Origin of the sequence: Psychrobacillus sp. FJAT-21963 (assembly GCF_001420585.1) — a bacterium.
Classification (GTDB): Bacteria; Bacillota; Bacilli; order Bacillales_A; family Planococcaceae; genus Psychrobacillus.
In genome coordinates this window covers 605,063-631,219 of the sequence record NZ_LJIY01000002.1, presented here as the reverse complement: position 1 = coordinate 631,219, position 26,157 = coordinate 605,063, and the positions used below count along the sequence as shown (strand labels likewise).

33 protein-coding genes are annotated in these 26,157 nt (G+C 35.0%); 27 read left to right on the top strand and 6 right to left on the bottom strand.

All coding sequences use genetic code 11. The annotated features are described in order from the left end of the window. Nucleotides 1-29: 29 nt before the first annotated feature. A complete protein-coding gene (locus AN959_RS08955) occupies nucleotides 30-608 on the bottom strand; it encodes a hypothetical protein (protein WP_056830016.1) in 579 nt (192 codons plus the stop codon). A 140-nt stretch (nucleotides 609-748) separates the two neighbouring features. Here AN959_RS08955 and AN959_RS08950 point away from each other — a divergent pair, with 140 nt between their 5' ends. From AN959_RS08950 to AN959_RS08915, 8 genes are all read left to right on the top strand, one after another. Further along, a complete protein-coding gene (locus AN959_RS08950; RefSeq protein ID WP_056830014.1) occupies nucleotides 749-1,873 on the top strand; it encodes a hypothetical protein in 1,125 nt (374 codons plus the stop codon). A gap of 558 nt (nucleotides 1,874-2,431) precedes the next feature. After that, the gene (locus AN959_RS08945) at nucleotides 2,432-2,638 is read left to right on the top strand and encodes a DUF1657 domain-containing protein (protein WP_053589392.1); all 207 of its coding nucleotides are present in this window, start codon (nucleotides 2,432-2,434) and stop codon (nucleotides 2,636-2,638) included. After that, nucleotides 2,623-3,189, top strand: coding sequence for a YhcN/YlaJ family sporulation lipoprotein (locus AN959_RS08940; protein ID WP_371256530.1), 567 nt, complete (start codon nucleotides 2,623-2,625; stop codon nucleotides 3,187-3,189). The genes AN959_RS08945 and AN959_RS08940 overlap by 16 nt, the downstream gene beginning before the upstream one ends. A gap of 20 nt (nucleotides 3,190-3,209) precedes the next feature. Then, nucleotides 3,210-3,689: a stage V sporulation protein AC gene (gene spoVAC / locus AN959_RS08935; RefSeq protein ID WP_056830009.1), complete on the top strand. Its 480-nt coding sequence runs from the start codon at nucleotides 3,210-3,212 to the stop codon at nucleotides 3,687-3,689. Continuing rightward, nucleotides 3,689-4,702 (top strand): stage V sporulation protein AD, encoded by a 1,014-nt coding sequence (gene spoVAD / locus AN959_RS08930; protein WP_056830007.1) that lies wholly within the window; start codon nucleotides 3,689-3,691, stop codon nucleotides 4,700-4,702. The genes spoVAC and spoVAD overlap by 1 nt, the downstream gene beginning before the upstream one ends. A gap of 2 nt (nucleotides 4,703-4,704) precedes the next feature. Further along, a complete protein-coding gene (gene spoVAE, locus AN959_RS08925) occupies nucleotides 4,705-5,055 on the top strand; it encodes a stage V sporulation protein AE (protein WP_056830005.1) in 351 nt (116 codons plus the stop codon). A gap of 12 nt (nucleotides 5,056-5,067) precedes the next feature. Then, nucleotides 5,068-5,274 (top strand): DUF1657 domain-containing protein, encoded by a 207-nt coding sequence (locus tag AN959_RS08920; protein ID WP_056830003.1) that lies wholly within the window; start codon nucleotides 5,068-5,070, stop codon nucleotides 5,272-5,274. A gap of 23 nt (nucleotides 5,275-5,297) precedes the next feature. After that, nucleotides 5,298-6,158, top strand: a complete 861-nt coding sequence (locus AN959_RS08915; RefSeq protein WP_056830002.1) for a DUF421 domain-containing protein — start codon at nucleotides 5,298-5,300, stop codon at nucleotides 6,156-6,158. Nucleotides 6,159-6,798: 640 nt separating this feature from the next. Here AN959_RS08915 and AN959_RS08910 read toward each other — a convergent pair. Together AN959_RS08910 and AN959_RS08905 are read right to left on the bottom strand one after the other, a co-directional pair. Beyond that, a complete protein-coding gene (locus tag AN959_RS08910; RefSeq protein WP_053589399.1) occupies nucleotides 6,799-7,128 on the bottom strand; it encodes a tRNA-binding protein in 330 nt (109 codons plus the stop codon). A 38-nt stretch (nucleotides 7,129-7,166) separates the two neighbouring features. Beyond that, the gene (locus tag AN959_RS08905) at nucleotides 7,167-8,066 is read right to left on the bottom strand and encodes a DMT family transporter (protein WP_056829999.1); all 900 of its coding nucleotides are present in this window, start codon (nucleotides 8,064-8,066) and stop codon (nucleotides 7,167-7,169) included. Between the two features lie 406 nt (nucleotides 8,067-8,472). On the opposite strand from AN959_RS08905, the gene AN959_RS08900 reads away from it, so the two are divergent. The 9 genes from AN959_RS08900 (at nucleotide 8,473) to AN959_RS08860 (ending at nucleotide 15,249) form a co-directional block, all read left to right on the top strand. Next, entirely contained in the window at nucleotides 8,473-9,012 is a 540-nt protein-coding gene (locus tag AN959_RS08900) for a hypothetical protein (protein ID WP_056829997.1), read from the top strand. Nucleotides 9,013-9,162: 150 nt separating this feature from the next. Continuing rightward, nucleotides 9,163-10,032, top strand: coding sequence for a GNAT family N-acetyltransferase (locus AN959_RS08895; RefSeq protein WP_053589403.1), 870 nt, complete (start codon nucleotides 9,163-9,165; stop codon nucleotides 10,030-10,032). A gap of 100 nt (nucleotides 10,033-10,132) precedes the next feature. Further along, nucleotides 10,133-10,585 carry a VOC family protein gene (locus tag AN959_RS08890; RefSeq protein WP_056829996.1) on the top strand — a complete coding sequence of 151 codons (453 nt, stop codon included), beginning with the start codon at nucleotides 10,133-10,135 and terminating at the stop codon, nucleotides 10,583-10,585. Nucleotides 10,586-10,833: 248 nt separating this feature from the next. Continuing rightward, nucleotides 10,834-12,087, top strand: a complete 1,254-nt coding sequence (locus tag AN959_RS08885) for a UV damage repair protein UvrX (RefSeq protein WP_053589405.1) — start codon at nucleotides 10,834-10,836, stop codon at nucleotides 12,085-12,087. Nucleotides 12,088-12,369: 282 nt separating this feature from the next. Then, a complete protein-coding gene (locus AN959_RS08880; RefSeq protein WP_056829994.1) occupies nucleotides 12,370-13,047 on the top strand; it encodes a GDSL-type esterase/lipase family protein in 678 nt (225 codons plus the stop codon). A gap of 168 nt (nucleotides 13,048-13,215) precedes the next feature. Continuing rightward, on the top strand, nucleotides 13,216-13,656 hold the full coding sequence (locus AN959_RS08875; protein WP_056829991.1) for a hypothetical protein: 441 nt from the start codon (nucleotides 13,216-13,218) through the stop codon (nucleotides 13,654-13,656). A gap of 3 nt (nucleotides 13,657-13,659) precedes the next feature. Beyond that, entirely contained in the window at nucleotides 13,660-14,061 is a 402-nt protein-coding gene (locus AN959_RS08870; protein WP_056829989.1) for a DUF6157 family protein, read from the top strand. A gap of 25 nt (nucleotides 14,062-14,086) precedes the next feature. Further along, nucleotides 14,087-14,548, top strand: coding sequence for a DinB family protein (locus AN959_RS08865; protein ID WP_253278900.1), 462 nt, complete (start codon nucleotides 14,087-14,089; stop codon nucleotides 14,546-14,548). A 392-nt stretch (nucleotides 14,549-14,940) separates the two neighbouring features. Further along, nucleotides 14,941-15,249, top strand: a complete 309-nt coding sequence (locus AN959_RS08860; RefSeq protein WP_056829985.1) for a hypothetical protein — start codon at nucleotides 14,941-14,943, stop codon at nucleotides 15,247-15,249. 354 nt (nucleotides 15,250-15,603) lie between these two features. Here AN959_RS08860 and guaD read toward each other — a convergent pair whose 3' ends face one another. After that, nucleotides 15,604-16,971, bottom strand: a complete 1,368-nt coding sequence (gene guaD / locus AN959_RS08855; RefSeq protein WP_056829983.1) for a guanine deaminase — start codon at nucleotides 16,969-16,971, stop codon at nucleotides 15,604-15,606. Between the two features lie 133 nt (nucleotides 16,972-17,104). Here guaD and AN959_RS08850 point away from each other — a divergent pair, with 133 nt between their 5' ends. After that, nucleotides 17,105-17,560 (top strand): GNAT family N-acetyltransferase, encoded by a 456-nt coding sequence (locus AN959_RS08850; protein WP_056829980.1) that lies wholly within the window; start codon nucleotides 17,105-17,107, stop codon nucleotides 17,558-17,560. A gap of 50 nt (nucleotides 17,561-17,610) precedes the next feature. Here AN959_RS08850 and serC read toward each other — a convergent pair whose 3' ends face one another. Continuing rightward, a complete protein-coding gene (gene serC, locus AN959_RS08845; RefSeq protein WP_056829978.1) occupies nucleotides 17,611-18,708 on the bottom strand; it encodes a 3-phosphoserine/phosphohydroxythreonine transaminase in 1,098 nt (365 codons plus the stop codon). A 244-nt stretch (nucleotides 18,709-18,952) separates the two neighbouring features. On the opposite strand from serC, the gene AN959_RS08840 reads away from it, so the two are divergent. From AN959_RS08840 to AN959_RS08815, 6 genes are all read left to right on the top strand, one after another. Continuing rightward, nucleotides 18,953-20,710: an ABC transporter transmembrane domain-containing protein gene (locus tag AN959_RS08840; RefSeq protein WP_056829976.1), complete on the top strand. Its 1,758-nt coding sequence runs from the start codon at nucleotides 18,953-18,955 to the stop codon at nucleotides 20,708-20,710. After that, nucleotides 20,707-22,491 carry an ABC transporter ATP-binding protein gene (locus AN959_RS08835; RefSeq protein ID WP_056829974.1) on the top strand — a complete coding sequence of 595 codons (1,785 nt, stop codon included), beginning with the start codon at nucleotides 20,707-20,709 and terminating at the stop codon, nucleotides 22,489-22,491. The genes AN959_RS08840 and AN959_RS08835 overlap by 4 nt, the downstream gene beginning before the upstream one ends. 120 nt (nucleotides 22,492-22,611) lie before the next feature. Beyond that, nucleotides 22,612-23,322 (top strand): cytochrome c biogenesis CcdA family protein, encoded by a 711-nt coding sequence (locus AN959_RS08830; protein ID WP_056829972.1) that lies wholly within the window; start codon nucleotides 22,612-22,614, stop codon nucleotides 23,320-23,322. Nucleotides 23,323-23,340: 18 nt separating this feature from the next. Beyond that, nucleotides 23,341-23,712 carry a response regulator gene (locus tag AN959_RS08825; protein ID WP_053589418.1) on the top strand — a complete coding sequence of 124 codons (372 nt, stop codon included), beginning with the start codon at nucleotides 23,341-23,343 and terminating at the stop codon, nucleotides 23,710-23,712. Continuing rightward, entirely contained in the window at nucleotides 23,712-24,041 is a 330-nt protein-coding gene (locus tag AN959_RS08820) for a thioredoxin family protein (RefSeq protein WP_056829970.1), read from the top strand. Before AN959_RS08825 ends, AN959_RS08820 begins: the two co-directional genes overlap by 1 nt. Further along, entirely contained in the window at nucleotides 24,034-24,513 is a 480-nt protein-coding gene (locus tag AN959_RS08815; RefSeq protein WP_056829968.1) for a CcdC family protein, read from the top strand. The genes AN959_RS08820 and AN959_RS08815 overlap by 8 nt, the downstream gene beginning before the upstream one ends. Nucleotides 24,514-24,568: 55 nt before the next feature. On the opposite strand, the gene AN959_RS08810 is transcribed toward AN959_RS08815, so the two are convergent. Further along, nucleotides 24,569-25,024: a DUF2621 domain-containing protein gene (locus AN959_RS08810; protein ID WP_053589421.1), complete on the bottom strand. Its 456-nt coding sequence runs from the start codon at nucleotides 25,022-25,024 to the stop codon at nucleotides 24,569-24,571. Between the two features lie 116 nt (nucleotides 25,025-25,140). Here AN959_RS08810 and AN959_RS08805 point away from each other — a divergent pair, with 116 nt between their 5' ends. The 3 genes from AN959_RS08805 to AN959_RS20635 all read left to right on the top strand — a co-directional run bounded on the left by AN959_RS08805 (nucleotide 25,141) and on the right by AN959_RS20635 (nucleotide 26,139). Next, nucleotides 25,141-25,356, top strand: coding sequence for a DUF1659 domain-containing protein (locus tag AN959_RS08805; protein WP_053589422.1), 216 nt, complete (start codon nucleotides 25,141-25,143; stop codon nucleotides 25,354-25,356). 21 nt (nucleotides 25,357-25,377) lie between these two features. Next, complete coding sequence (locus tag AN959_RS08800) at nucleotides 25,378-25,590, top strand: DUF2922 domain-containing protein (protein WP_056829966.1); 213 nt, start codon at nucleotides 25,378-25,380, stop codon at nucleotides 25,588-25,590. A gap of 426 nt (nucleotides 25,591-26,016) precedes the next feature. After that, a complete protein-coding gene (locus AN959_RS20635; protein ID WP_082355352.1) occupies nucleotides 26,017-26,139 on the top strand; it encodes a YvrJ family protein in 123 nt (40 codons plus the stop codon). Nucleotides 26,140-26,157 lie beyond the last annotated feature (18 nt).

Below are 26,157 nucleotides of genomic sequence, written 5' to 3'. Positions count from 1 at the left end.
TATTAGGCAGGCCTATAGGCTTTTATTCTTCAAGAAGCAATAACCTTAGATGTTTTACCATATTTTTTATATATCATATCTTTTGACATAAACAAGTAATGAGGATAAGGGGTCTTGTTACTTTTAGAAGAGTGTTTAGAATTTGAAAGGTAGTGGATTGGGTAAAGAGCAATCCGTTTATACCATAAATACGAAAGACTAGAAAATGAAACAGATTCAAACCCTAAACGCCTAAACCCTTTATTAATCATTGTAATACCAATGATTCCTTTTATTTGTTGATTATTTTTATGATGGATAATATATAATGCAAGATCAGGTAAAGATTCCTGAACTTTCTTATAAAGATAAAGGGATTTTTTAAAATTTTCGTCCTTGTTTTTCATTTCTTCTAATATACGGACGTTATGGAGATGAATCTTAATAAGAAGGTCATTTTTTTTAATTGAAGTTCCGTCAGAAAGAACTACTTCACGTCCTTTATAACGCGTTAACCGAACACGGAAAATATTAAAATTCGTGCTAATTTTTTCTAGACATTTTAAACGAGTACAAAATAAGTAAACCTGGTCAAACATTCCCCATATTTGTATTATGAATTTTTTCATTATTGTTTACATTCCTCCTTGCATTTAGAAGTTACTATCCTGTTTAGATTAACCATTTCTCACTCTAATATTAATAAAAAATAGCTGGATATATTAGTGAATGGGGAACATACTACACAAAAAGACAGGTGGATGCATGTATGAAACGGATATTATTTATGCCCTTCTTGCAAATGTCATCTGGTCATCACCAAGTAGTAAATGGAATAATAGATTCACTTCAGGAGATTAATGACTTATTTGAATGTGAAAAAATCGACATATTGTCGTACAGTTACGGAAATGTTGAAAGATTCATATCGAAATTTTATTTGAAATGGATTTATCTCTTTCCCAACTTTTACAGCTGGTTATATAAGAAATCTGCATATAAAAATGAATATGAGGCAAAACGTTTTTATTTTTATGAATGGTTGTTCCTCTATTGGATGGAAAAATTGATTAAAGAAAAAAATCCGCAACTTATCATTTGTACACATGCATTACCTTCTTATTTGTTAAACCATTTAAAACAAAAAGGGAGTATATCTGTACCAGTTATTAATGTCTATACCGATTATTTCATAAATCAAATATGGGGAATGGAATGTATCGACTACCATTTTGTACCCACCAAAGAAATAAAAGAAGTTTTAATTGAGCGCGGAGTCAAGTCTGATCATATTCTTGTTACAGGGATTCCGATTCATCCTCGATATAAGGAGCAGGATAAAGTACTTCATCAAAAAGATAAATTTTCGATATTAATATCTGGAGGTAATCTTGGTATAGGTTTAATAAAAACCTTTGTTGAAACCCTTCAACCTTCAGGAAAAATTAATTATACGGTACTTTGTGGGGAAAATAATAAATTGTATAATTGGATTAAACAATTGAATAATCCGTTCATTAATGCTGTACCTTATATTTCATCGAAAGAAGAAATGAACAATTTGTACGATAGGGTTGACGCAATCATTACGAAGCCGGGAGGCGTGACGATAAGCGAATGCTTATTTAAAAGAATTCCTATCTTTATTTATCATGAATTGCCTGGTCAGGAAGAAATTAATTTACAAAATTTAAAAAAGTGGGGTCTCGTGTATCACTTGGAGTGCTGGCGAGACACCCCTAATTTTGAGGAAAAAATACTAAAGGTATTACATTGCGACAAGCTTCAGAAATTGCTGAATCAACAATTAAATACTTATCATCAACATTTATCAAAAGAGAAAGTTTCTCTCTTCATTGAAAAGCTATTAGCTGAGAACAACATAGGTAAATAACGTGGTTATCGCTAAATATCATGGGATGAGGGAAGTAACCACCTTATCCTGAAATAGAGAAGAGGCTGGTCAATTAAAGGTGTTGACTAATTCTTATTTGACTAACGGATACAGGAATAATCCGATACTTTTATTCAAACTTTATCGAAATCAACAATTTTTTTGTGAGTAAAGAATAGAAAAGAAAAGCAAGTGAAATTATCTAGTAATAACGAAAAAATATGGATTATGGAAGAAAGAAAAATTTGAACTATAGGAAGGAATCTATTTTGAAATTTCAAAATAGATTTTTTTTATTTATCGTAAAGATTCCCTAAAGAAAAAATAAATAAATGAGGTTTAATACAACATTGATTCAACAGACAACAAGTGAATTACTAGTATTAAGTGCTGATTAATTGAACTTTTAAGGATTTAGAAGGTTTATTAACTAGAAGTATAAACTGGTAATTAAAAGGGTAAAATAGCGATTGTTCCAATTGACAATTAATAATTGGAAATGAATACATTTTATTTTAATAGAATTTAGAATTCAAAAGACAAAAGGTGGTGTTAATCATGACAGTAGTCAATGACATTAAGACAGTTATAGCAGAATTGAAAAGTGCTCAGGCAAGCTTTGAAACATTTGCTCTAAGTACAGAAAATCAACAAGCGAAGTCGCTTTACCAAGATGCTGCTACACAAACCCAATCTATTGTAGATAGTATTGAACCTCGACTTCAACAAATACTACAAGAAGAACCTCAATACAAACAGGAATAATTAATATTGAGAGACAAAAGGTTGGTTACCTCAACTTTTTGTCTCGAAAATTATGCATAAAATATAGAGGTGAAATCATGATTTCCAAAACAACAAAATTGAAAGTTGCTATTTTAATATTAATGGTTATTGGATTATGCTCTGGTTGTAACGGAAATCAGAAACAATTTGCTGATACTAATGAGGATTTTAATGATTCACTCGTGAAAGTAACTAATCCAATCAGTCAATCGGTCGCTAATCAAGTAAAAGAAAATATCAGCACAGAAGAGGAAATATCAGATGTAAAAGCTGTGAATTCTGATAAAGAGTTATTAGTGGCCATAAAAGTGAAACAATTTGATCGTTTCCAATTAAAAAAGATTGAGAAGAACTTAAAATCAGATCTGGAAAAAATGCATCCAGATTATAAAGTCTTGGTTTCTTCTGATCAAAAAATGTATTTTGAACTTGATAAATTGGAACAGAAACTTCTAAAGAATAACTTGAGTATGAAGAAGCTAGAAAAAGATATAAAAAAAATCAAAAGTCTCATGAAGGAACAATCGTAGAGGAAGGGGGGCTTGCTCCCATGTCGAATAATAAAAAGAAACAATTGACACCAGTACAACAGGAATATCAAGAACTTCAAAAGCAACACGAAATAAAAAGACCTGTAATTCGAAATTGTATAAAGGCATTTTTTACTGGTGGATTTATTTGCCTTATCGGGCAGCTTATTCAAACATTCTATATATATTTCTTTGATTTTACAGATCAAACCGCAGCAAATCCAACAGTTGGAACATTAATATTTATTGCCATGCTTCTAACTGGATTTGGTGTTTATGATAGAATCGCCCAATTCGGTGGAGCTGGTTCAGCTGTTCCAGTTACTGGATTTGGTAACGCGATTATTTCTGCTGCAATTGAACATCGAACAGAGGGATTTGTGTTAGGTGTAGGGGGCAATATGTTTAAACTTGCTGGTTCCGTAATTGTATTTGGCGTATTTTCTGCATTTGTTATTGCTTTGATTAAAACAATGTTAATACAGTGGGGTGGTTTGTAATGTTAGCGGGTCATCGTACATGGATCTTTGATCATAAACCTGTCATTATTTCCACTGGAACAGTTGGTGGACCATTTGAGGCAGATGGAGCTATAGCAGACGATTTTGACCTTCTGCATTCGGATTTATGGCTGGCTCAAGATTCATATGAAAAAGCACATAAAATTCTTTTTGAAGAAGCTTGTCAAAAAGCACTAGAAAAAGGAGGAATCCAAAAGGAACAGGTACAATTTCTTCTCGCTGGTGATCTGATTAATCAAATTACCCCAACGAGTTTTGCAAGTCGAACTATTGGAGCACCTTATTTTGGTTTGTTTGGTGCTTGTTCGACATCTATGGAAGGCTTAGCTCTAGGTGCTTATATTATTAACACAAATGGCGCTAAATATTTATTAACAGGGGCTTCAAGCCATAACACTGCCGTTGAAAAACAGTTTCGATACCCAACTGAATATGGTGGACAAAAACCACCTACTTCACAATGGACGGTAACAGGTGCCGGGGCGGCTTTATTAAGCTCTTCAGGAGAAGGACCCCGTGTCACTTCTGCTACGATAGGCCGTGTAATTGATATGGGGTTGACTGATCCTTTTAATATGGGAGGGGCTATGGCTCCAGCTGCGGTAGATACAATTGAGGCGCATTTAAAGGAACGAAACATTGATCCTTCTTATTACGATTTAATTGTAACAGGTGACCTCGGTAGAATAGGCCAGGAAGCATCCTTTGATTTATTCAAAAAGCATGGCATCCCCATTGTAGAAGAACAATACCAAGATTGTGGTCTTATGATTTATCGAGAAGGACAACCAATTTTGGCGGGAGCAAGTGGTGCAGGTTGCTCAGCGACAGTAGTTTATGGCCATTTATTAAATAGAATGAGAAAAGGTGAATTTAAAAGAATGTTAGTAGTAGCTACAGGTGCTTTGTTATCTCCCCTGTCCTTTCAGCAAAATGAAACGATTCCTTGTATCGCACATGCGGTATCGATCGAATACGGGGGTGAAGAATAGATATGATCTTTTTTTGGGCTTTTGTTGTTGGTGGATTTATTTGTGTAATTGGACAAATTATGTTTGATGTGTTTAAACTTACTCCGGCACATACATTAAGTACCCTTGTAGTGATTGGTGCTATTTTAGATGGGGTAGGTTTATATGAACCGTTGATTGATTTTGCTGGCGCAGGAGCATCGGTGCCTATTACAAGCTTCGGTAATTCTCTGGTACACGGTGCTATGCAAGAAGGTGAAAAACACGGTTTAGTTGGTGTACTAACAGGGATGTTTGAAGTGACAAGTTCAGGAATTTCATCTGCGATTATTTTCGGTATGTTGGGTGCGCTTATTTTTAAACCAAAGGGATAAGGAGAATGAAAGATGACCGTTGTTTCAGATGTAAAAAAATGCCTAGCCAGTCTTAAAGGAGTAGAAGCTAGTCTCTCCCATTTAGCGGAACGGACACAAGATTACGAATCCAAACAAACCATACATCAAACGATGATGACAGTGTCCGAGGTAGTTGAGGATTTAAAAAAAAGAGTTGGAGAATTGGAAAGTGAAGAATTTCAATATAAAGGATTTTAAAAATAAAGGAGGTCTTTTATATTATGCCTGAATGGCTTGATGTCATAGTTCGATCGTTAACGTTTGTGATTTTTCTGTTTTTCGTTACGAAGATGCTAGGTAAAAAACAAATTTCCCAACTTTCATTTTTTGAATATGTTACTGGAATAACCATAGGAAGCATAGCAGCAGAAGTTATTATGGGATTAGAACAAAACATGTTTTTAGGCTTCGTAGCGATTGTAATCGTTTCTATTTTACCGTTTTTAGGTGGTATCGTTTCTTTGAAAAGCAAAAAGTTTCGCGATTTTACTGAAGGCAAAGGGACTATATTCATCAAAGATGGCAAGATTATGGAAGAAAATTTAAAAAAGGAAAGATATACAGTGGATGAAATGTTAGAATTACTTCGTAAGAAGGATGTCTTTCAGGTTTCTGATGTGGAATATGCAGTATTAGAGGCAACTGGAGAGCTATCTGTCCTGTTGAAGAAAGAAAATCAACCTTTAACAGCAAAGGATTTAAACATTAAAGTAGCTTCAATTAAGGAGCCACAGACTGTTATTATGGATGGCAAGATTCTGGATGAACCCCTTTCTACCATTGGGTATAATCGGGGATGGTTAAAGACCGAACTTGAAAAACTAGGGGTCACTATTGAAAATGTTTTTGTAGGGCAAGTAAACTCCTATGGGGAATTAACGGTAGATGTCTTTGATGATAAGCTACAAGTTCCATCTCCTCAAGAAAGGCCATTAATTCTTGCCACAATGAAAAAATGCCAAGCGGACTTAGAATTATTTGCGCTTTCAACAGAAAATAAGGATGCCAAGAAGTTATATGTAAAAAACAGTGAATTACTACAAAATGCTATTGATAAAGTTACCCATATCTTAAAGAGTTAAATCTACCATATTAGGGTTGACCTTATTTAGCAAGTTCTTATGAAGGAGATGAACCCAAACAAGCGAGAAATTTCGAACAAAATAGTGAACTTCTATAAGTTTAGATAAATTATTATGGCCAATACGGAAGTAAATGCGATTAATATAATTAGAATGAAATTACTATACTTAAATTTTGGTCTGATAATGATATAAAAAATTAGAATGCAAATGAGGCAGGTTACTAATACTGCTAAATTTTCTATTGTAGTTGGATAAAGATTTAACATATGATTACCAATCCTTCTTAATTTAGCTTAACCAACCTAGCCATAAAGTATTGTAGTACCAAAAAATAATCAAACAAATTTAGGCTTTCCCAATATATCTTGATGTTGGCTTTATCAGTTTAGACAAACATGCTAGAAACGATACTACTGAGGTTTTATCAAACAAAGGCTGTCTAGGGGGAAGTAACCTAGGGGTGGCTTTAGTTGAACAAGTGGCTGCCTGTAAGGGGAACTTTTTCTTATTGATCTCACTAAGCAGTTTAGTGAAACATTGACTTGTAAAATAAAAAACACAAGTGGAAATAGGATACCACTTGTGTTTTTTGACTTTAATTTTAGGTGAAATTTTTAAGCTATGCTCATAACAGACCTTATCCTAATCGGTCTCCTTTCTTTACTTTTTGTTGTGGTTCTATAAGAACAACACCCTGTTCTGCATATACTCCCATCACTAAAACCTCAGAACTAAAACCAGCAACTTTCATAGGAGGAAAGTTAACCACTCCTAATACTTGTTTACCAATTAGTTCATCCAAATCATAACAATCTGTTATTTGAGCACTACTTTGTTTAATCCCTATCTCTTCTCCAAAGTCAACCCACAGTTTATATGCTGGTTTTCTTGCTTTAGGGAATGCTTCTGCTTTGGTAATTTCTCCAACACGCATATCTAGCTTTTGAAAATCGTCGAAAGTTGCCATAGTAATGCCATGCCTCCTGTAATTTGTTTTCGCATTATTTATTGAGATAACGAGTTTTGTTCTTCATGTCTATCTTTAATAACTATTAAGACCCCTAAGAGAATTAAAACAGAGCCTATCCAAAAGGTTATACTAATCGTTTCACCTAGTATTAACCATCCTAAGAATGTTCCAACAACGGGTTGAACGAAAAAGAAAACTCCACCACTGGAGGCATTTAGCATTTGTAATCCACGATTCCATAATAGAAATGCAATAGATGTCGATACTACACCCAAATAAATTAATCCTCCCAAAATGGTTGGATTAGTTAAATCGTTTATATCAATTTGTGGTAGTTTTGTTATAACAAAAGGAGTTAAAACAACAAAAGCAATTAAAGTAGCATAGGTCGTAACGACAATTTGTGAATAATCACTAGGTAGACGTTTTATGAGTACAGACATTAACGCCCATGTTAATGCTGCTATTATAAGTGATACTCCACCAAGCATGCTAGACATATTAATATCATCAATTCCAACAATGGTAATCACACCAATAGTGGCTAAACTAACTGAAATAGCCTTCTTTAAAGTTAAACGTTCTTTAAGTATTAAACTAGCAAACAAAACCATAAATGCTGGTGTTGTAGAAGTTATAATAGCACCCATTTGTGCAGTAGAAAGCATTGTACCTGTTTCTTGAGTAACAATGGAAATGACGTACCCTATTATAGAAATAGCAATTATAATGCCAAAGTGACGTCTTTTAATTCTCCAATTTTGTCTAGTCACCAGTCCAATTATGACTAGTGCCACTAGTGCTATTAAATAACGCATCCATACAAGTTCTAATGGTGGTATGACTGCCACTAATATTTTAACGACAACATACATACCTCCCCAGATACTCGAAGCTAATATTAAATATAAAGAACCAATAAGTGTATTTTTCATTTTTACCCTCCGTTTTATTTTAGGCTAGATATGCCCTAACGGAGAGAAGTAGTATTATAATTTTCTCTCCATTAGAAGCGGGAGAGTACTACTGGTACATCGTTTTCGAATAAAGGTGCTAAAAACAAGATTTTTCACTCCTTTTTAATATTAAGTAACGCATTTATTTTAGCAAATAACTATCCTAATTAAAATATAATAGGAGGTTGAAAATTAATAATATTAGAAAATCTATTTTGCCTAACGAAGTGCAATGCCAATATTATTATGGTGCTAACTGGTCCTTTAGTTAAATAAGAACATTAATTCGATGGTCTATTTTTATGTCCAATACAAATTTCGGTGATCAAGTGTGAAATGTTACACTTAAACTAACGTGGCAGGTTAGTTCAAAATCTAGAATCCAATGCCATATATTAAAACAGGAGGTGACAAGATCATACTAGAAAAAAAGGAAGGTATAATCAACGGAATTGTCTATGAACATACCGTTTACCGTAATAGAAAATATAGACTTTATCCAACTATTACAGATTTAAATACTCTTATTGATAAATTAATTGAAGCAAACACAACAACTGAATATATCAGAATCACTCCATTTTATGTGAACGAAAAGGTAAACTTACAGCGTGAATTTGATCAATACATGTTCTTTGTAGAATGCATGGAACAGTTTAATGAACAAGATGCAGAAGATCGTATTTTAGAATCCTTAGACATGGATGCTACATCTGTGACACTTGAAGAATATGATAGGGGCAAAATACTAACCCCGATATGTAGATACGATGATTCAGAATCATTTAAAGCCTCACTAGATAAATACCGAAATTATTTAGATGTGCTATTACCCTGTTTATTTGATTACGCGAAAGTGGATTTGGAACTTTCAGAAAAGGATTTGGCATTTGGTTATTTTTGTTTTGAAATCCATAGCGAATAACTCTTATTCAACTAACGGGTACTTAGTTAAGGATCATGCGTTGCTTATGCAACTCATTCTTCTTATTGGACTAACAGGGCAGGATTAGTTCAATAAATTAAAGTAAAATAAAGTAAAATAAAGAAAAGAACCAATATAGGGGGTGTTCTAATGCATACAGACAACAAATCAGTATTAGAATTAGTGCAATTTGATGAATATGACGTATTAGGGTTAATAGAACTTTCTGCATCAGTTAACTGGGATTATGATGAACATGAAATTAGTACTGTTATGTCATCTGGGAAAATATTCGGACATAAAAATGCTGAGGGGAAAATTGTCTCGAGTGCCGCAATAATATCTTATGATACTGATTTAGCTTCCATTGGTATGGTTATCGTTAATAAAGAATATAGAGGTTTAGGCTTAGGAAAAAAAGCTACTCAGAAATGTATAGACAGTGTCTCTAAAGATACCTCTATAATGTTAATTTCAACTGAAGATGGGAAACCCCTATATGAAAACTTGGGTTTTATTACTGTTGACTATGTACATAAGTATTTAAGTGATAGTTATATTCAGACTAAAATGTCTATTAATCAAGAAATAACCTTAGGGAAATACAGTGAGAATGATTTTAATGAAATTGTTGAATTAGATTCGGCTGCGTTTGGTGATAAGAGAAGAAAATTTCTTCTTAACCGGATAGAACAATCAAAGCTATGTTTGGTCGTTAGAAATCAAAAGGGGAAAATTATTGGATATGGATTGTCTATATTAGGACCAATAAATCTAATATTGGGACCTATTGTAGCACCGAATCCCCAAACCGCAGCTTTAATAGTCGATGAGTTAGCTCTTAATCATCAAGGAAAGTTAAGGATTGATGTACCTTCCAGTAATAAGGAGTTAATGTTTTTCTTGCAGAAAAGTGGATTTATAAAAGTTAGTGAACCGCCCATTATGATAAAAAACTCTGTTAATATGCCATACAGGAATAAGGAGTTATTTGCTATTGCTGCCCAAATCTTTGGGTAAGGACAGAAATACCTTATTCAACAAACAGCTGCTTTAGTAGAAAATCATCGTGCTGCTTAGTTGAAGAAGATCAATATAGTATTTTAAAAGAGGTGTTACTTTGATAAAAGGTTTATATGAAGCACACTTACCAGTAAGTAACTTAGAAAATTCGATTTTATTTTATCAAAATTTAGGATTAGATATAGCCTATAAACAAGATAAACTAGCTTTTTTCTGGATTGCAAAAGGTGAAAGTTGGCTTGGTTTATGGGAAAGCGATAAAGTTGAGATACCTTATCATCCTTCGATACGTCATATCGCGTTTCGAGTAGAGAAAGAGGATATCATCTTCGCTAAGAAATGGTTGAGTGAAAAAGGAATAGGTATTCGTTCTTCATTTGGCTTTGATGAACATCGTCAACCACTTGTATTACCTAATAATCCTCATGCACATGCTGCGATTTATTTTGATGATCCAGATGGTAATTCAATTGAGTTCATCACTCCAATTAGATTAGATTTTCAAGAAGATTTTAAGATGATGACATTTGAAGAATGGCTGAAACGATAGGAGTCACAGCAGAAAACTTTCTTCAACTAACAACTAACGGATGCTTTCGTTCAATAAGAACTGCTAAATTAATTTAACTTGATTACAAGGTTTTGGATAAGTTAAATGAGAACTAAATTTTATCCATCTTGGATTGAAGAGGATGTAAAGGTGGATATAAAGTAAAACCTATTATTTACCATTGAATAAGAACGTTCGTTCGGCATATAATATGAGAACGGATGTTCCTTATGAGAGGAGTAAATAATATGTATGAAGGGTTAGAAAGTCGGAAAATAATATGTATTGATATGCGGAGTTTCTTTGCGAGCTGTGCGGCGGCCGATGCGGGGCTGGATGTGATGAATACACCCATTGCGGTGATTGGTAATATGGAGCATAAGGGAAGTATTGTACTCGCAGCATCTCCTATGATGAAGAAAAAATTTGGTGTGAAAACAGGAACACGGCTATTTGAAGTTCCAGATCATCCGTCTATTCATTTAATTGAGCCGAAGATGGAATTTTTTGTTCGAGTTTCCGTTGAAATCGTTCGCTATTTAAATCAGTATGTTCCGAATGAAGCAATTCATGTGTATAGTATCGATGAGTGTTTTGCTGATTTAGGCGGTACCGAAAAGCTTTGGGGTCCAATCGAAAAAACAATTAAGCGAATCCAAGACGGCATGTACAGTCAGTTTCAATTGCCGTGCGCTGTTGGGATGGGACCAAACATGCTGATGGCAAAGCTTGCGCTAGACTTAGAAGCAAAAAAGACAGGTTTCGCGGAGTGGACGTATGAGGATGTGCAAAAAAAATTATGGCCCGTTACTCCTTTAAGTGAGATGTGGGGAATTGGTTCTCGTTTAGAAAAGACATTGAATAATATGGGGATTTTTACAGTTGGGCAGTTAGCGCAAACTTCTCTCGCTACATTAGAAGCAAAATTTGGTGTCATGGGCAACCAACTTTACCATCATGCGTGGGGAATTGACTTGTCCGAGCTTGGCGCTCCTTTAGTGAATGGACAAATCAGTTACGGGAAAGGCCAAGTATTGTATCGTGATTACTGTACAAAAAAAGAAGTGATGGCAGTGATTTTAGAAATGTGTGAGGATGTCGCTAGACGCGCCAGAGAAGCGAACATGGCAGGAAGAACCATCCATCTTCAAGTCGGATACAGTAAGGATTCATTTGGAGGGGGATTTAATCGTTCTCGCTCGATAGAAGAACCGACAAATGCCACGATGAAAATATATAAAGTATGCGAACAGATTTTTGATGAGTTTTATGATCATCGTCCTGTTCGTAGGCTGGCGATTTCTATTACCAATTTAGAGCCGGAATATTCGATGCAGCTCAGTTTGTTTGAAGAGGGAAAGTGGAAGGAACGAAAGTTAGGAAAAACAATGGATTTGCTGCGAAGCAAATACGGCTCCACTGCAATTCTACGCGCTGTATCCTATACAGAAGCAGGAACAGCGTTGAAACGTGCTGGTTTGCTTGGTGGGCATAAGAAGTAGAAGCGAGAACCAATCGAACATTTTTGACCCCAAACGAAAACATGACGTAATTCCTAAAGGACAACGTTATGTTTTTTTCGAGTAGGTATGACATTGTGATGACAACTGTTGTTAAACCAATAATGAGACCGAATTTTGTTAAATTAATCTAGATTTTTTGCATAGATTTTCTCTGACATATCTAAAAAATTTATATTGATAAATCCCATGAAATATGTCCAACCTATGCCGATAATAAAAATATATAGATAAAGAGATATTTAATACTAGGAGAAAATACTTTTGATAAATCAAAAAAATAGGAAAAGATTATTAATTACGTCAATTATTTTGGTTATGCTCGTATGCTTAGAAGGCTTTCAAGCGACTTCAATGAGTGCTTCAACAATCCGTGTTGCCTGTGTGGGCGATAGCATTACTTATGGATATGGGTACCCTGCCGAATTGCAAACCCTGCTTGGTACCAGTTATAGTGTGGAAAACTTTGGTTACAGCGGCAGGACTGCGATGAGCACTGGCGACAAGCCATATGTGAATGAAAAAAATTTTCAGGACAGTTTAAATTACTTGCCGGATATCGTTGTAATTATGTTTGGGACGAATGATTCAAAAGTACAAAACTGGGTGAGTAAAGAGGAATTTAAAAAGCAATATAAAGAGCTTGTGCAGTCCTATACTCAGTTAAAATCAAAACCCGTTGTCTATCTCAATACACCAGCAACTCCCTTTTATGTTGATGGAAAAACAGAAGGCCCAATGGAGTTTAATATTCAAAAGGATATGGTCCATGAAGCAGCTGAAGCTGTACGGGAATTAGGAAAAGAGCTTGGATTACAAGTAATTGATATTAATGATATAACAAAGAACCATCCAGAATGGTTTAGAATAGACGGAATCCATCCAAATGCAGACGGAGCAAAAGCAATTGCCAATATGGTATACGATGCCATCAAAAAATAATTTATTATTTCAACCAAATCTGATTCAGCTTTAGAGCCGGATATTCGAAATGATCGAACGTTTACATGCGTTCGATTTTTTTGTTTTAAGATACGGACTTCAACTTTCCTATTTTGGAAGGGTATTCTCTCCTATATGTGGAATTAAATATAAAGGGAGAATAAGCGAATGAAAATGAAAAGTCTATATCTTATGAATTTCGTTTACATATTACTGTCGCTATACATGTTCCTCATCGCAAGAAAGTATATATTTGTTGATGAAACCGCGAGAAGCGCAGTGAGCACACTAGCTATAGGGATTATTGGAAGTATGAATACATTTTATATTAAACAAGATCGACTACAAAAAGCTTTCAAGCATTTACTCGCGATTTATACAATAGGACTAATAAGCTTAACTATTTTATTTTATATGGAATTACCTACTTATACGTACAAAGATGCAATAGCTAAAATAGAGAGCGAAACTGGTGAAGAAGTGGGTAAAGGAAAAGAAGTTAAAAAAACGATTGAGCACTATATTATCGAAACAAACGGTGGCACATACTTATTTAATGTAGAAAGTGGAGATTTTGCGAAGAGACAGGAAAATGCAAAGGAGGGATAGAAAGTGAGCTACAAAAACACTTTTATCCTAATATCTGAAGACTCACCAGTGGAATCTGCCGTCATACCGATGTCGAGAAAAGAAAAAGCAACTATTGCTTCAATTGAGTATGAATTAATCTACAATAATCCTTATAAATACACGCAAGACGATGTGCAATTTCAAACTTATGTCATAAAAAATGAGATTGAATCAGACCAGCTAGACGAACTTCGCGAACAATTTTTCTCCAAACCTAAAGCATGCTTTAGAGCCTCTCCATTAGTTAAAAAATATGGATGGGGAATTCACTATAATGAAGAAGGAAAAGTCTCCATCTACGAAATGAATAGTAGACCATATCATCAATTTCTTCATTCGGATGAAACCACGATTTTAAAAGGAATGCGATCTAAGCGTAAATAAAGAGGGAGGACTTGAATTGGAACAAATGATATTTCATCATATGGAAACCGTACGAACAATAACAGAGAAGTCAATTAAAACGATACCAGAAGAGATTGCGGATATAGTACCAAAAGGTTTTAATAATAATATTCGTTGGAATTTCGGTCACATTGCATATATCCAAGAAAAACTCGTTTATGGTGTTTTGGGTGAAAAGATGAGCGTTCCAAATGAATATGAAGAGCTATTTAGTGCAGGAACAAAGCCCGATGATTGGGAACAGACTCCACCTACTCTAGAGGAAATTTCGATAGTATTAACAGAACAAAAATCCAGAGTAAAAAAAGCTCTACAAGGAAATTTCGATAAAGAGCTGCCAGAACCATTTACGAACAAAGCCGGCATCAAATTTCATACCCTTGGAGAAACCTTTCTGTTCAGCTTTTATCATGAAGCACTCCACATGGAAGCAATTAAAAGAATTTATCTAGAATGCAAAAAATAAATATGTACTTGTGACCGTAAAAAAAGTTTTCTGTCCGGATAAGAAAAAATATGACCGGATAGATAAATTTCTGTCCATATAAAACTATTTGTGACCGCATAAAGAATATGGAGATATCAATATGAACTTAAAGTCTTTCTCAGTGGAGTATCTGTAGCTTTTTCTATCATACTCTTTAGATTGATAGATGAACACGTTTATAGAATGCCTATTATCTTTGATGCAATCTTAGTAGGTTTGTTCGCAGGCGCATTAGTTAAAATAATTCATTCTATACCGAATTTAAATAAAGAAATGAACAAATACATCTTTTATACACTATCGTTGTGTATAGTTGGTTCCTACTATTTATTTGATTTATAACAGCAGACAGTGTTAAGGAGTCGATTTTATTGGAGTATCAATTTCCAGAGTTTATATATTTAAGACCAGTATTTATCGGTTTCATTATCATTTTACTCGTATTATTATTCGGAGTTATTTTTCTAAATAAAAACATAGTGAACCTATTTTCAGTTGTAAGTATAACGTTCATTTGTACATCCGTCTCTGCTATAACGCTTTATTCAAGTGGATATATTGTAGATGAGTATAATTTAGCCGGAGATCCTATTTCTTTTTACATGTTTTTTGTCATACTAGTATTAGCTTTTCTTAATTTAATTATTTTTATGACAAGATATAAAAAGAGCATGTTGTAAAGCATGCTCTCAGCTTGTCAATAAAAGGCTTCGAGGTTTCATCCTCTCAATACCTTTCGATTTTGCCTAGAGAAATCTTAACTTATATAATATTTCATTAGGTAATTATTCAATAGATTGATTGGAGCGGAGGCGGCGACTCCAGCGGGAAAAGCGGGACAGTCGAGACCCTGGACTGAGCCTTGCGAAGGAAGCAGCTCGGCCCCCGCCCGCGGAACGCGTCCGCCAGGAGCGGAAATCCCAATTCTATTTATCAAACTTTAAAAAAAAAGACTATAGAGAAACTCAAAATCCTAAGAGTTTTTCTACAGTCTGAGAGCATGTTATGAAACATACTCTTTCGTCTAATTATCATTACGTATGAGAATGAACTTTTTCACCTTGGACCCAAACTTCTCGAATGTTTTCTGGGCGAACTAAATACATTATTTTTTGGAAGACATCGTTTAAGTCCTCATTCGAATTAAAAATAGGTAGTCTTGCGGATGGTAAAAGAGTATCAATGATTTGTACATCCCATGCATAGTTTTCTTCTAAACGACCAATTGGTAAGCTTAAACTTTCCCCACCACCAGCAGTTGCGAAGTAAAACGCCTCATTAATGGTAATCCGTGAATTTGACACACCGCGTTCATCTGCAGGTAATGACGTATTCACACCATCCTCTAACATTCTGGATGATATAACAGCTTGTCTAGCATTATCGAAAAGACTAGGTGAAAATCCACCGGAAATATCCGATCCTAACCCAATCTCAACACCTTTAGAATGCAAATGAGCGATTGGTATGACGCTATTTGCAAAGTAAGCATTGGAAACGGGGCAGTGGCTGACAGCCGTTCCCGTTTCTGCAAATAACTCTGCATCCGCATCATTTAAAAAATTACAATGAGCCATCACAGATTTTTCGCGTAGAAGCCCGAAATCATTTAAAGCAAACGCGTCATTCTTCTGAAAACGATTTTGTACATACTCATGTTCCCAATCACTTTCACTGCAATGCGACTGAATATATGTATCATATTTAGCAGCTAATTCTCCCAAACCTTTTAAGGCATCGTCTGTACAGCTAGGAATAAAGCGTGGCGTAACTACAGGATAGACACCTTGTTTAGTAGATTTTGCTAACTCTTTCACTGCAAGGATAAATTCCTCTGTGTCTTCTAATGCGGTCTGAGTGTCAGTATCTCGATAGAAATCAGGATTTTCTTCTTGAGAATCCATTACTACTTTTCCAACTAGACCTCGCTGACCTTTTTCGGCACAGATTTCAGCTAGCAAGAGGCTCGCTTCCTTATGAACAGTTGCAAAATAAAGTGCAGTAGTTGTTCCGTTTGCTAAAAGCGTGTTTACTACTTCATCGTATACATTTTTTGCAAATGCTAAATCAGAGAATTTAGATTCTAGAGGGAAAGTATATGTGTTAAGCCAATCATAGAGTGGAATGTCTAATGCTGTTCCAGCTTGAGCCCATTGGGGTGCGTGTACATGAAGATCAATAAATCCGGGTAAAAGATATTGTCCATCGGCTAAACGGTGAAAATTTTCACTGTCATGATAAGTCTCCAGTAAGGTTACATAATCCGTGTCATCTGGAGCAATTATCCTTTCAATCATTCCGTTCGAATTAATGCAGAAAAGATAATCTTTTAAAATTTGGACTTCTTTTGATGACTTACTTGAAAAAGCAGTTCCTTGAAATATTTGCGTATATTTTTCCATAAATTACACCTTATTGTTCGTATTTTTATAATTACAGTTGTTATTATAGAGGATAAAAAATAATTAGTCTATTTAAAGAGGAGATAGTTACCTGAGTACCGAATACTATTTACAAACATGGGGGTGCTGTGTAATGTATTTATACTTTAACGGCTTAATAATTAGAGAAGGTACCGAGGGGGTACCGGCACAATATGTAGAACAACTTTTTGAAGATGCTGGATGGGCGAGAAATACTCCAGATTGGCAGAAAGAAAAATTCTCATTAATATTCAATAATTCTACCTGGGCATTTACTGTATGGAAGGAGAATAAAATGATAGCAATGATTCGAGTTATTTCGGATCAAATAATGGTGGCAAACATATTAGATTTAGTTGTATTATCTGAATATCGCGGGACAGGTATCGGTAAAAAGCTAGTGGAACTATGTGTACAGAAATTGCCTCACGGTGATTGGTTTGCTCATACTTCTTCCAACAACTTTAAATTCTACGAAAAGTGTGGGTTTGAAGTGAAAGATATCTCTCAAAACGGAACTTGTGCATATTATGGATATATACAAGCAAGAAAAGAAGGTCATAGATAAAAGAAGAAGCCCTTGCCAAGTGTTTTTAACGGCAAGGGCTTCTTCTTTTTTTACTGATGTTTGTTTTGAAATTCAACCATGAAATTGCTTAGTGCTTGGCATGCTTCTAAAGGAACAGCGTTATAAGTAGATGCACGGCAGCCACCTACAGATCGATGTCCATTTAAGCCTACAAAACCTGCCTCTTTTGCTTCCACTAAAAACTGCTTTTCCAGTTCTTCATCAGCTACTCGGAAAGTGATGTTCATAAGAGAACGGCTTTCAGGAGAAGCATGTCCAGTATAAAAACCATTGCTATGATCAATAACATCGTAGATAACTTTTGCTTTTTCCTCATTTAGTTTGGCGATTTCTGTTAGTCCACCTTTTTCTTCCATCCAATTCAACACTTCTCCTAACATATAAATACCGAATGTAGGGGGTGTATTATATAAAGAATTGTTCTCAACAAATGTACTGTACTTTAGCATAGTTGGAATTTCTGTGTTTGCAGTTTCAAGAAAATCTTTGCGGATAATAACAACAGTTACACCAGATGGACCAAGATTTTTCTGTGCACCAGCATAAATCATACTAAATTTACTTACATCAACAGGTTTAGACATAATATCACTAGACATATCCGCAATTAAAGGAACATCCCCAGTATCTGGGAAGTCAAACCAGCCTGTACCATAAATTGTGTTATTTGAAGTTAAATGTACATAAGCAGCATCTGAATCATATTGCATATCTTGTAATGAAGGAATGTTCCGATACTTGTTTTCTTTTGTACTTGCAACCTGATAAGGTTCTCCAAACAATTTTGCCTCTTTAAATGCTTTCTCTGACCAAGAACCAGTCATAATATAACCAGCTTTTTGTCCAGCATTAAGAAAATTCATTGGGATCATAGAGAATTGTAAGCTTGCTCCACCTTGCAAGAAAAGTACTTCATAATCATCTGGAACAGAAAAAAGTTTTTTCAATCGGGCAATTGCACCATTATGTATTTCCTCGAATGTTGAACTACGATGACTCATTTCCATTATGGACATTCCTGTACCACGGAAATTAATCAGTTCTCTTTGTGCTTTTTCTAGTACCTCTAACGGAAGTGCAGAAGGCCCTGCGTTAAAATTAAAAGCACGTGTATTAGTTTGATTCAAATGAAACACTCCTTGTCGATATAAATTTTTTCATGTTAAAAGTATATACTGTTTTGTAGCTTTAGTTAGCTAAAGTAGCAAAATTTTTTTAAAAAAGTGAATAAAGTGTTAACAATAAATTTATTTCCGCAACAATAGGTATAGTTATTTCAGAATCCGAATAATTTTGTTTTCGTACCTTTCCCAATGTTCAAACATTTGCTAAACTAGTAAAGTCTTAATATGTAAATATGGGGGAAAAATTGTGAGGGTTTTTTTAGATTTAGGATGGTTTTTTAAAGAAAGGAAAAAGCAGTATTTAATAGGAATTCTAATGCTGATGTTTGTTGCTTTTCTCCAGCTACTACCGCCAAAAATAATTGGATATGTAGTAGATGAAATAAGTAAAGGAACATTAACTACAGCATTTTTAGTAAAATGGCTCGGTATACTTGCACTTGCTGCTACAGGGATGTATATTTTGCGTTATTATTGGCGTATTATGATTTTCGGATCAGCCATCTATTTGGCAAGATTGCTAAGAAGGAATCTTTTTCATCATTTTACGAGAATGTCTCCATCGTTCTATCAAAAAAAACGTGTTGGGGATTTAATGGCCCATGCAACGAATGACTTGTCAGCAGTACAACAGACTGCAGGTGCAGGCGTATTGACTCTAGTAGATTCTATTACAACAGGTGGATTTGTTATTGCAGCCATGGCATTTACGATTAACTGGAAACTAACGATTATTGCACTTTTACCGCTTCCTCTTATGGCCATTTTAACAAGTTATTATGGCAAGCTTTTACACCAACGTTTTCGTTATGCACAGGAAGCATTTTCCGATTTAAATGATAAAGCACAGGAAAGTATTTCAGGTGCTAAAGTTATAAAAACATTTGGGCAAGAGAAAGAAGATACGGAAGAATTTGTTCAATTGTCCCAAGAAGTAGTAGAAAAAAATATTCGTGTTGCAAAGGTAGATTCCTTATTTGACCCTACAATATCACTTATAGTAGGAGCATGTTTCTTCTTATCTATTATATTCGGTACTCGTTTCATCCTTGCTGATGAAATGACTATTGGTGACTTATTTGCTTTTACATCCTATTTAGGACTACTAGTATGGCCAATGTTAGCATTTGGATGGCTATTTAACATTGTCGAGCGAGGTAGTGCCTCCTATGATCGAATTAAGAATTTGCTTGACGAAAAAATAGAGATTGATGATAAAGAAGGAGCTTTAGATCAAAAACCTGAAGGAGATTTACAATTTGATCTAGAGGAATTCAAATTTCCAGAAGATGATCGAGTTGCCTTACATGATGTTCATTTTACTTTAAAACGTGGTGAAACGTTAGGGATTGTTGGAAAAACTGGTTCTGGAAAGACTGCTATATTAAAGCTATTAATGAGAGAGTTTGAAGGTTATCAAGGTGAAATTATCTATGGTAATCATTCCATTGATGCGTATAAGAAAAAAAGCTTACGTGAAGCGATTGGATATGTACCACAAGATCATTTTTTATTCTCCACAACAGTTGCTGGGAATATAGCCTTTGCAAATGCTAGCGCAACAAGTGAACAGGTGGAAGAAGCGGCGAAGCTAGCATATATTCATGAGGATATATTGCAATTCACAGATGGCTATAAAACAATCGTTGGAGAACGTGGGGTTTCTTTATCTGGAGGTCAAAAGCAACGTATTTCGATTGCTCGGGCATTACTGATGGAACCAGAGCTCCTCATTTTAGATGATTCCTTATCTGCAGTTGATGCGCGAACAGAGGAAGCTATTTTAGAGGCATTAAAAGAAAAACGAACGGATGAAACTACTATTATAACTTCTCATCGTTTAAGTGCTATTCAACATGCCCATCAAATTATTGTAATGAGTGAAGGAACTATTATTGAAAAAGGCTCTCATGACCAATTGATGGACTTAAAAGGAATGTATTATGAAATGTATCAATTACAGCAACTAGAATCTTTAGTTGAAAAGGGTGGTGAGTTACAATGAACGAGAAGCAGCCACAGCTAACCGGAAAAGACCAATGGATGATTTTAAAAAGATTATTAACATACTTAAAACCACATACGAAAGCAGTATGTATAGCTTTATTTTTACTAGTATTAACTGTAACAGGAGATATATTGGGACCATATTTAATCAAGGTATTTATGGACAATTATTTAACACCTAAAAGTTTTCCAACTGGACCTCTAGTGGGATTAGCACTAGGTTATATATTTATACAAATCGGGAATGTAATCATTAGTTATTTCCAACTTTTAAAATTCCAAGAAATTGCACTGAAAATTATTCAACAAATGCGAATTGATGTGTTTTCTAAAGTGCATAAGTTGGGGATGCGTTACTTTGACAAAACGCCAGCCGGAAGTATTGTGTCACGTGTAACAAATGATACAGAAGCTATCAAAGATATGTTTGTCAGCGTATTAGTAGGCTTCCTTCAAAGTGGGTTTTTAATAGTTGGTGTTTATATTGCTATGTTTATATTGAATGTAAAATTAGCATTGTTCGCAACGATTTTATTACCTATAATGTTTGTAATCATTCGAACATATAGAAAGTACAGCTCTGTCGTTTATCAGGATTTACGTGAAAGACTGAGTCAATTAAATGCAAAGCTTGCAGAATCTTTACAAGGTATGACTATGATTCAAGCTTTCAGACAAGAAGACCGTTTACAGGATGAATTTAATGATATTAATGACTCACACTGGAATGCAGGAAAACGTAATATTAAGTTAGATAGTATTCTTCTTCGTCCTGCGATCGATTTAGTGTACGCCTTAGCCATTATTATGGTATTAAGCTACTTTGGGATAACTTCTATGAACAATTTCGTAGAAGTAGGGGTAATTTATGCTTTTGTAACTTATATAGATCGATTCTTTGAACCAATCAATCAAGTAATGCAACGTCTTTCGATATTTCAACAAGCAATCGTTGCGGCATCCAGAGTGTTCACTTTGCTAGACGAGAAAGATTTAGCCCCTGCTCAAAAGGATAATGCAAAAGCTAAAATTGAAGAAGGAAAAATTGAATTTCAACATGTAACGTTTTCATACGATGGTAAAACGGATGTGTTAAAAAATATCTCCTTCACAGCAGAACCTGGTCAAACAGTAGCTCTAGTAGGGCATACGGGAAGTGGAAAAAGCTCCATTATCAACTTACTAATGCGTTTTTATGAGTTTGAACAAGGTGATATTAAAATAGACGGGCATTCAGTTAAGGATTTTAAAACAGAAGAAATCCGAGAAAAAGTAGGCCTTGTGCTTCAAGATCCGTTTTTGTTTTATGGTGATATTGAAAGTAACATCCGATTACATGATAAAGATATGTCTGAAGAGGAAGTTAAGGCAGCAGCAGAATTTGTGCAAGCTAACAACTTTATTGAAAAGCTGCCGTTTTCATATAAACAAAAAGTGACAGAAAGAGGTTCTACATTCTCTAGCGGACAAAGACAATTGGTGGCATTCGCACGTACAATTGCTACAAATCCGAAAATTTTAGTTTTGGATGAAGCAACAGCAAATATAGACACAGAAACTGAAGTGGCAATCCAAAGTAGCTTAGAGAAGATGCGTAAAGGTAGAACTACAATAGCCATCGCCCATCGATTAAGTACGATTCAAGATGCAGAATTAATACTAGTACTACATCACGGAGAAATTGTGGAACGAGGTACACATCAAGAACTCTTGAACGAAAAAGGTTTGTATCATAAAATGTATCTGCTTCAGAATGGCGTTGTTGAAGCCATAAGGTAATTACCAATCATTTTAAATAACGAGATATAAAATAGTCAAAAAGCTGTCACAAGCATTAGTAGAGTAAAAGTGAATGAAATTTGGTACGATAGGGAGAGTAACTCGGAAAGGAAGACAGCCGTGAGTACCGATATTAATTTATTTTTGGCCTTTGGTGCAGGGTTTTTAAGTTTTATTTCTCCTTGTACATTGCCTTTGTATCCAGCATTTTTATCTTATATAACTGGAATGTCATTGGAAGAAATAAAAACAGATAAGAAATTGATGCAAAGAAGAGGGATGCTACATACTTTATTCTTCTTATTAGGTTTTTCCATTATTTTTATCGCATTAGGTTTTGCAACTTCGTTAGTAGGGACATTTTTCATTCAATATGATGATTTAATACGCCAAGTCGGTGCTATTTTTATTGTTATTTTTGGTTTAATAGTAATTGGTGTTTTTAAGCCAGAGTTTTTGATGAAAGAAAAAAGATTACAGTTTAAAAACCGTCCCTCCGGGTATTTTGGAACTACATTGATTGGTATGGCTTTTGCTGCAGGGTGGCAACCCTGTACCGGTCCAATATTAGCTGCGGTTCTCTTAATGGCGGGATCAAATCCTGACGCAGGAGTTTGGTATATGTTAGCCTACGTCCTAGGATTCGCTATTCCATTTTTCGTGTTATCTTTCTTTATTACACGACTTAATTGGATTCGTAAGAATAGTAATTTAATCGTGAAAATTGGCGGATTTTTCATGATTGCTCTAGGAATATTATTATTTTTTGATGGATTAACTTATATTATTCGACTTTTAAGTCCGTTTTTTGGTGACTTTACTGGATTTTAAAGTGAGGGAGGCCTGACGATGCCAACAGTATTAGTAGTCGACGATGCCGTTTTCATGCGTGCAACTATCAAGAGAATGCTAGAAAATCAACAGTTTGAAGTAATTGGAGAAGCATCTAATGGAAATGAAGCAGTAGAATTGTATCGACAATTATTGCCTGATGTAGTGACAATGGATATTACAATGCCAGGAATGACTGGAATTGAGGCAGTTAAAGCTATTGTAACAGAGTATCCAGATGCAAAAATTGTCATGGTCACTGCACTAGGTCAACAAAAACTAATTGTGGAAGCAATTGAAAATGGGGCAAAGGATTTCATTACAAAACCATTTAATCCCGATCAAATCGTTCAAGTATTGCAGAATGTAACTAGCTGGAATGAAAATTGATGAAACTTATTAATAGCTACCATCATTGGTTGGAAGTTGTTGAGAAGGAATCTGCACTGTTACTGTTTGTGAAAACAACTAATTGTTCTGTTTGTGAAGGATTATATCCCCAAATAGAAAATTTGCAAAAAGAAGTGGAAATCCCTTTTTATGTAGTTAATGCAGCAGAAGTACCAGAAATGGCAGGACAGTTATCTTTGTATACTGCTCCTGTCGTATTATTTTATAAGAACAAAAAGGAATATCAACGATATGCAAGGTTTGTAAAAACAGATGATGTTCGTAGAATATTAAAAGAACTAAATGATATGGAGAATTATCATGATTGAAAAAATTTCACCAAATATAATGATTATTGTTTCTACCGTGATAGCTCTAGGTATGGGAATATTGGTAACAACAATACGTGCAAAGGCAGCAAAAAAGCCCGCAAGTGTTAAAAAAATATTGCTACCACCATTGTTTATGTCCACTGGTGCTCTGATGTTTGTTTTTCCATTCTTTCGAGTATCAGGGATGGAAATAATCGAAGCACTCGCAGTAGGAATCGTGTTTTCTTCTGTTTTAATTTGGACTTCTAAGTTTGAAAAAAGAGATGGTGAAATCTACTTAAAGCAATCTAAAGCATTTATATTCATTTTGATTGGTTTACTAATAGTCCGTTTGGTTGGTAAGCTAATTTTAAGTTCTTCGATTGATGTGGGGGAACTTAGCGGTATGTTTTGGATTTTAGCCTTTGGTATGATTGTTCCTTGGAGAATTGCTATGTATTTACAATTTCGAAAACTACAAAAAGCATAATCTTTTGTTTAAAAGTTAAAAAGCGAGGGGCTCTCATAAAGGGCCGCTCGCTTTTTTATCGTTTCTTTGGACTTACTTCAGATAGCTCAAAAAATTTAGTATACGGAGTAACGTCAATATTTAATTCCGCTAATTTTTTTCTTAGAAATTTATGATCCCTTTTAGGTGTTGCTATAATGTAGCCCCTGATTAGTAATTCACGCGAAATGGAAGTAGCTTTTTCTTCAAGGGCCAGCTGACCAATTTTACCAGCAATTTTCTGTTTAGCAACGGGTCTAAAGAGATCTGGGACTGGACTAACTAATTCATTTAAGAGTTCCTTTTGATCTTCATTCCATAGATGAATGGTTTTATCAACATAATATTCTTCCCAGTCTAAGTCAGATTTACCGTCGTCTTTAGGTAAAGCCTTTAAGAATTTACGAAACATAAAGAATCCACCAATTGCCATTAAAGTAACTAAAACTACTACCCAAAATAATATAAACCACAAAAACCAACCCTGTAACAAATCTATTCACCTCGTTTTTCTATATTAAGTATAAGATGTTCCCCAAAAAATTTCACTCTCTATGTATCCTTTCTTTTAAAAAGACTCTATCTACTTGTTGAAAGGAGGTGATACACATGGCGAATCTTGAATACAAACAAGCAGTACTGAAGTTAACATTTGAAGGAGGGTTAACAGGTGACGGGAAGATGAAGACAAAGTCTAAATCCTATCGAAATATACTAGCAGCAGCTACAGCGAATGGATTAGACACTGTTGCTATCACACTAGCAAGCTTTTCGAACAGCCCCTATATTGGAGCTGAAAAAGTAGAAACATCCAATATAATCTAACATTAATAAGGAGGAAATGGAATGGCAAAAACATTACAACTTCAATTTGAAACAGAAAACGGAAAATTGTTAATGGTTACAGTAGATAATCCAAAGGACACATTAACGGAAGCAGAAATTGAGGCAGGTATGGCAGCTATCATAGCGAGCAATGTGTTTCATGTTGCAGGAAGACCAGTTTCTGCTGTGAAAAGCGCAAAAGTAGTTGAGCGAAACGTCACACAAATTATCTAAGATTCCGAGACTCTCCTTCTTGGAGAGTCTCAGATTGACGACAATGAATAAAAAAATCTATCAAAACAGGTTGCTTAATCCAATTAAAATAAAGATAGTAGATATCTATTAGGAATTGTTTATAAGGCAAGGACCAGCACGAAGACCCCTGTGGGAACAGTTTAAGCTGGATACCCCACAGTTGAGGGGAAGGCAATCTAAGTTCGCCGCATCCTGCTCCTGCGCAAAGCTCGTCGCAAAAGAACTTTTGCGGCAACGATTGATGACCAACATCGTGTTGGCCTAGGAGGATGAAGCCAAGCCACGGAAAGCGAAGTGGGGGTCCTTGCCGAATTTAATATACAACTCTATGAACTCAAAATTGAGTTTGTCTACAGACTGAGACTCTCCTTCAAGGAGAGTCTTTTTAAAAAAGGAAGTGATACTATGGAACAGTGGTTTTCATTGATTCAAGATGTAGGCTTTCCAATTTTCGTGTCATTTTATTTAATGCACCGAGTAGAAGGGAAACTAGAAGAAATCAAAATTGTACTGTTATCATTAAAATGAGTACTCTAGTCACAAAAC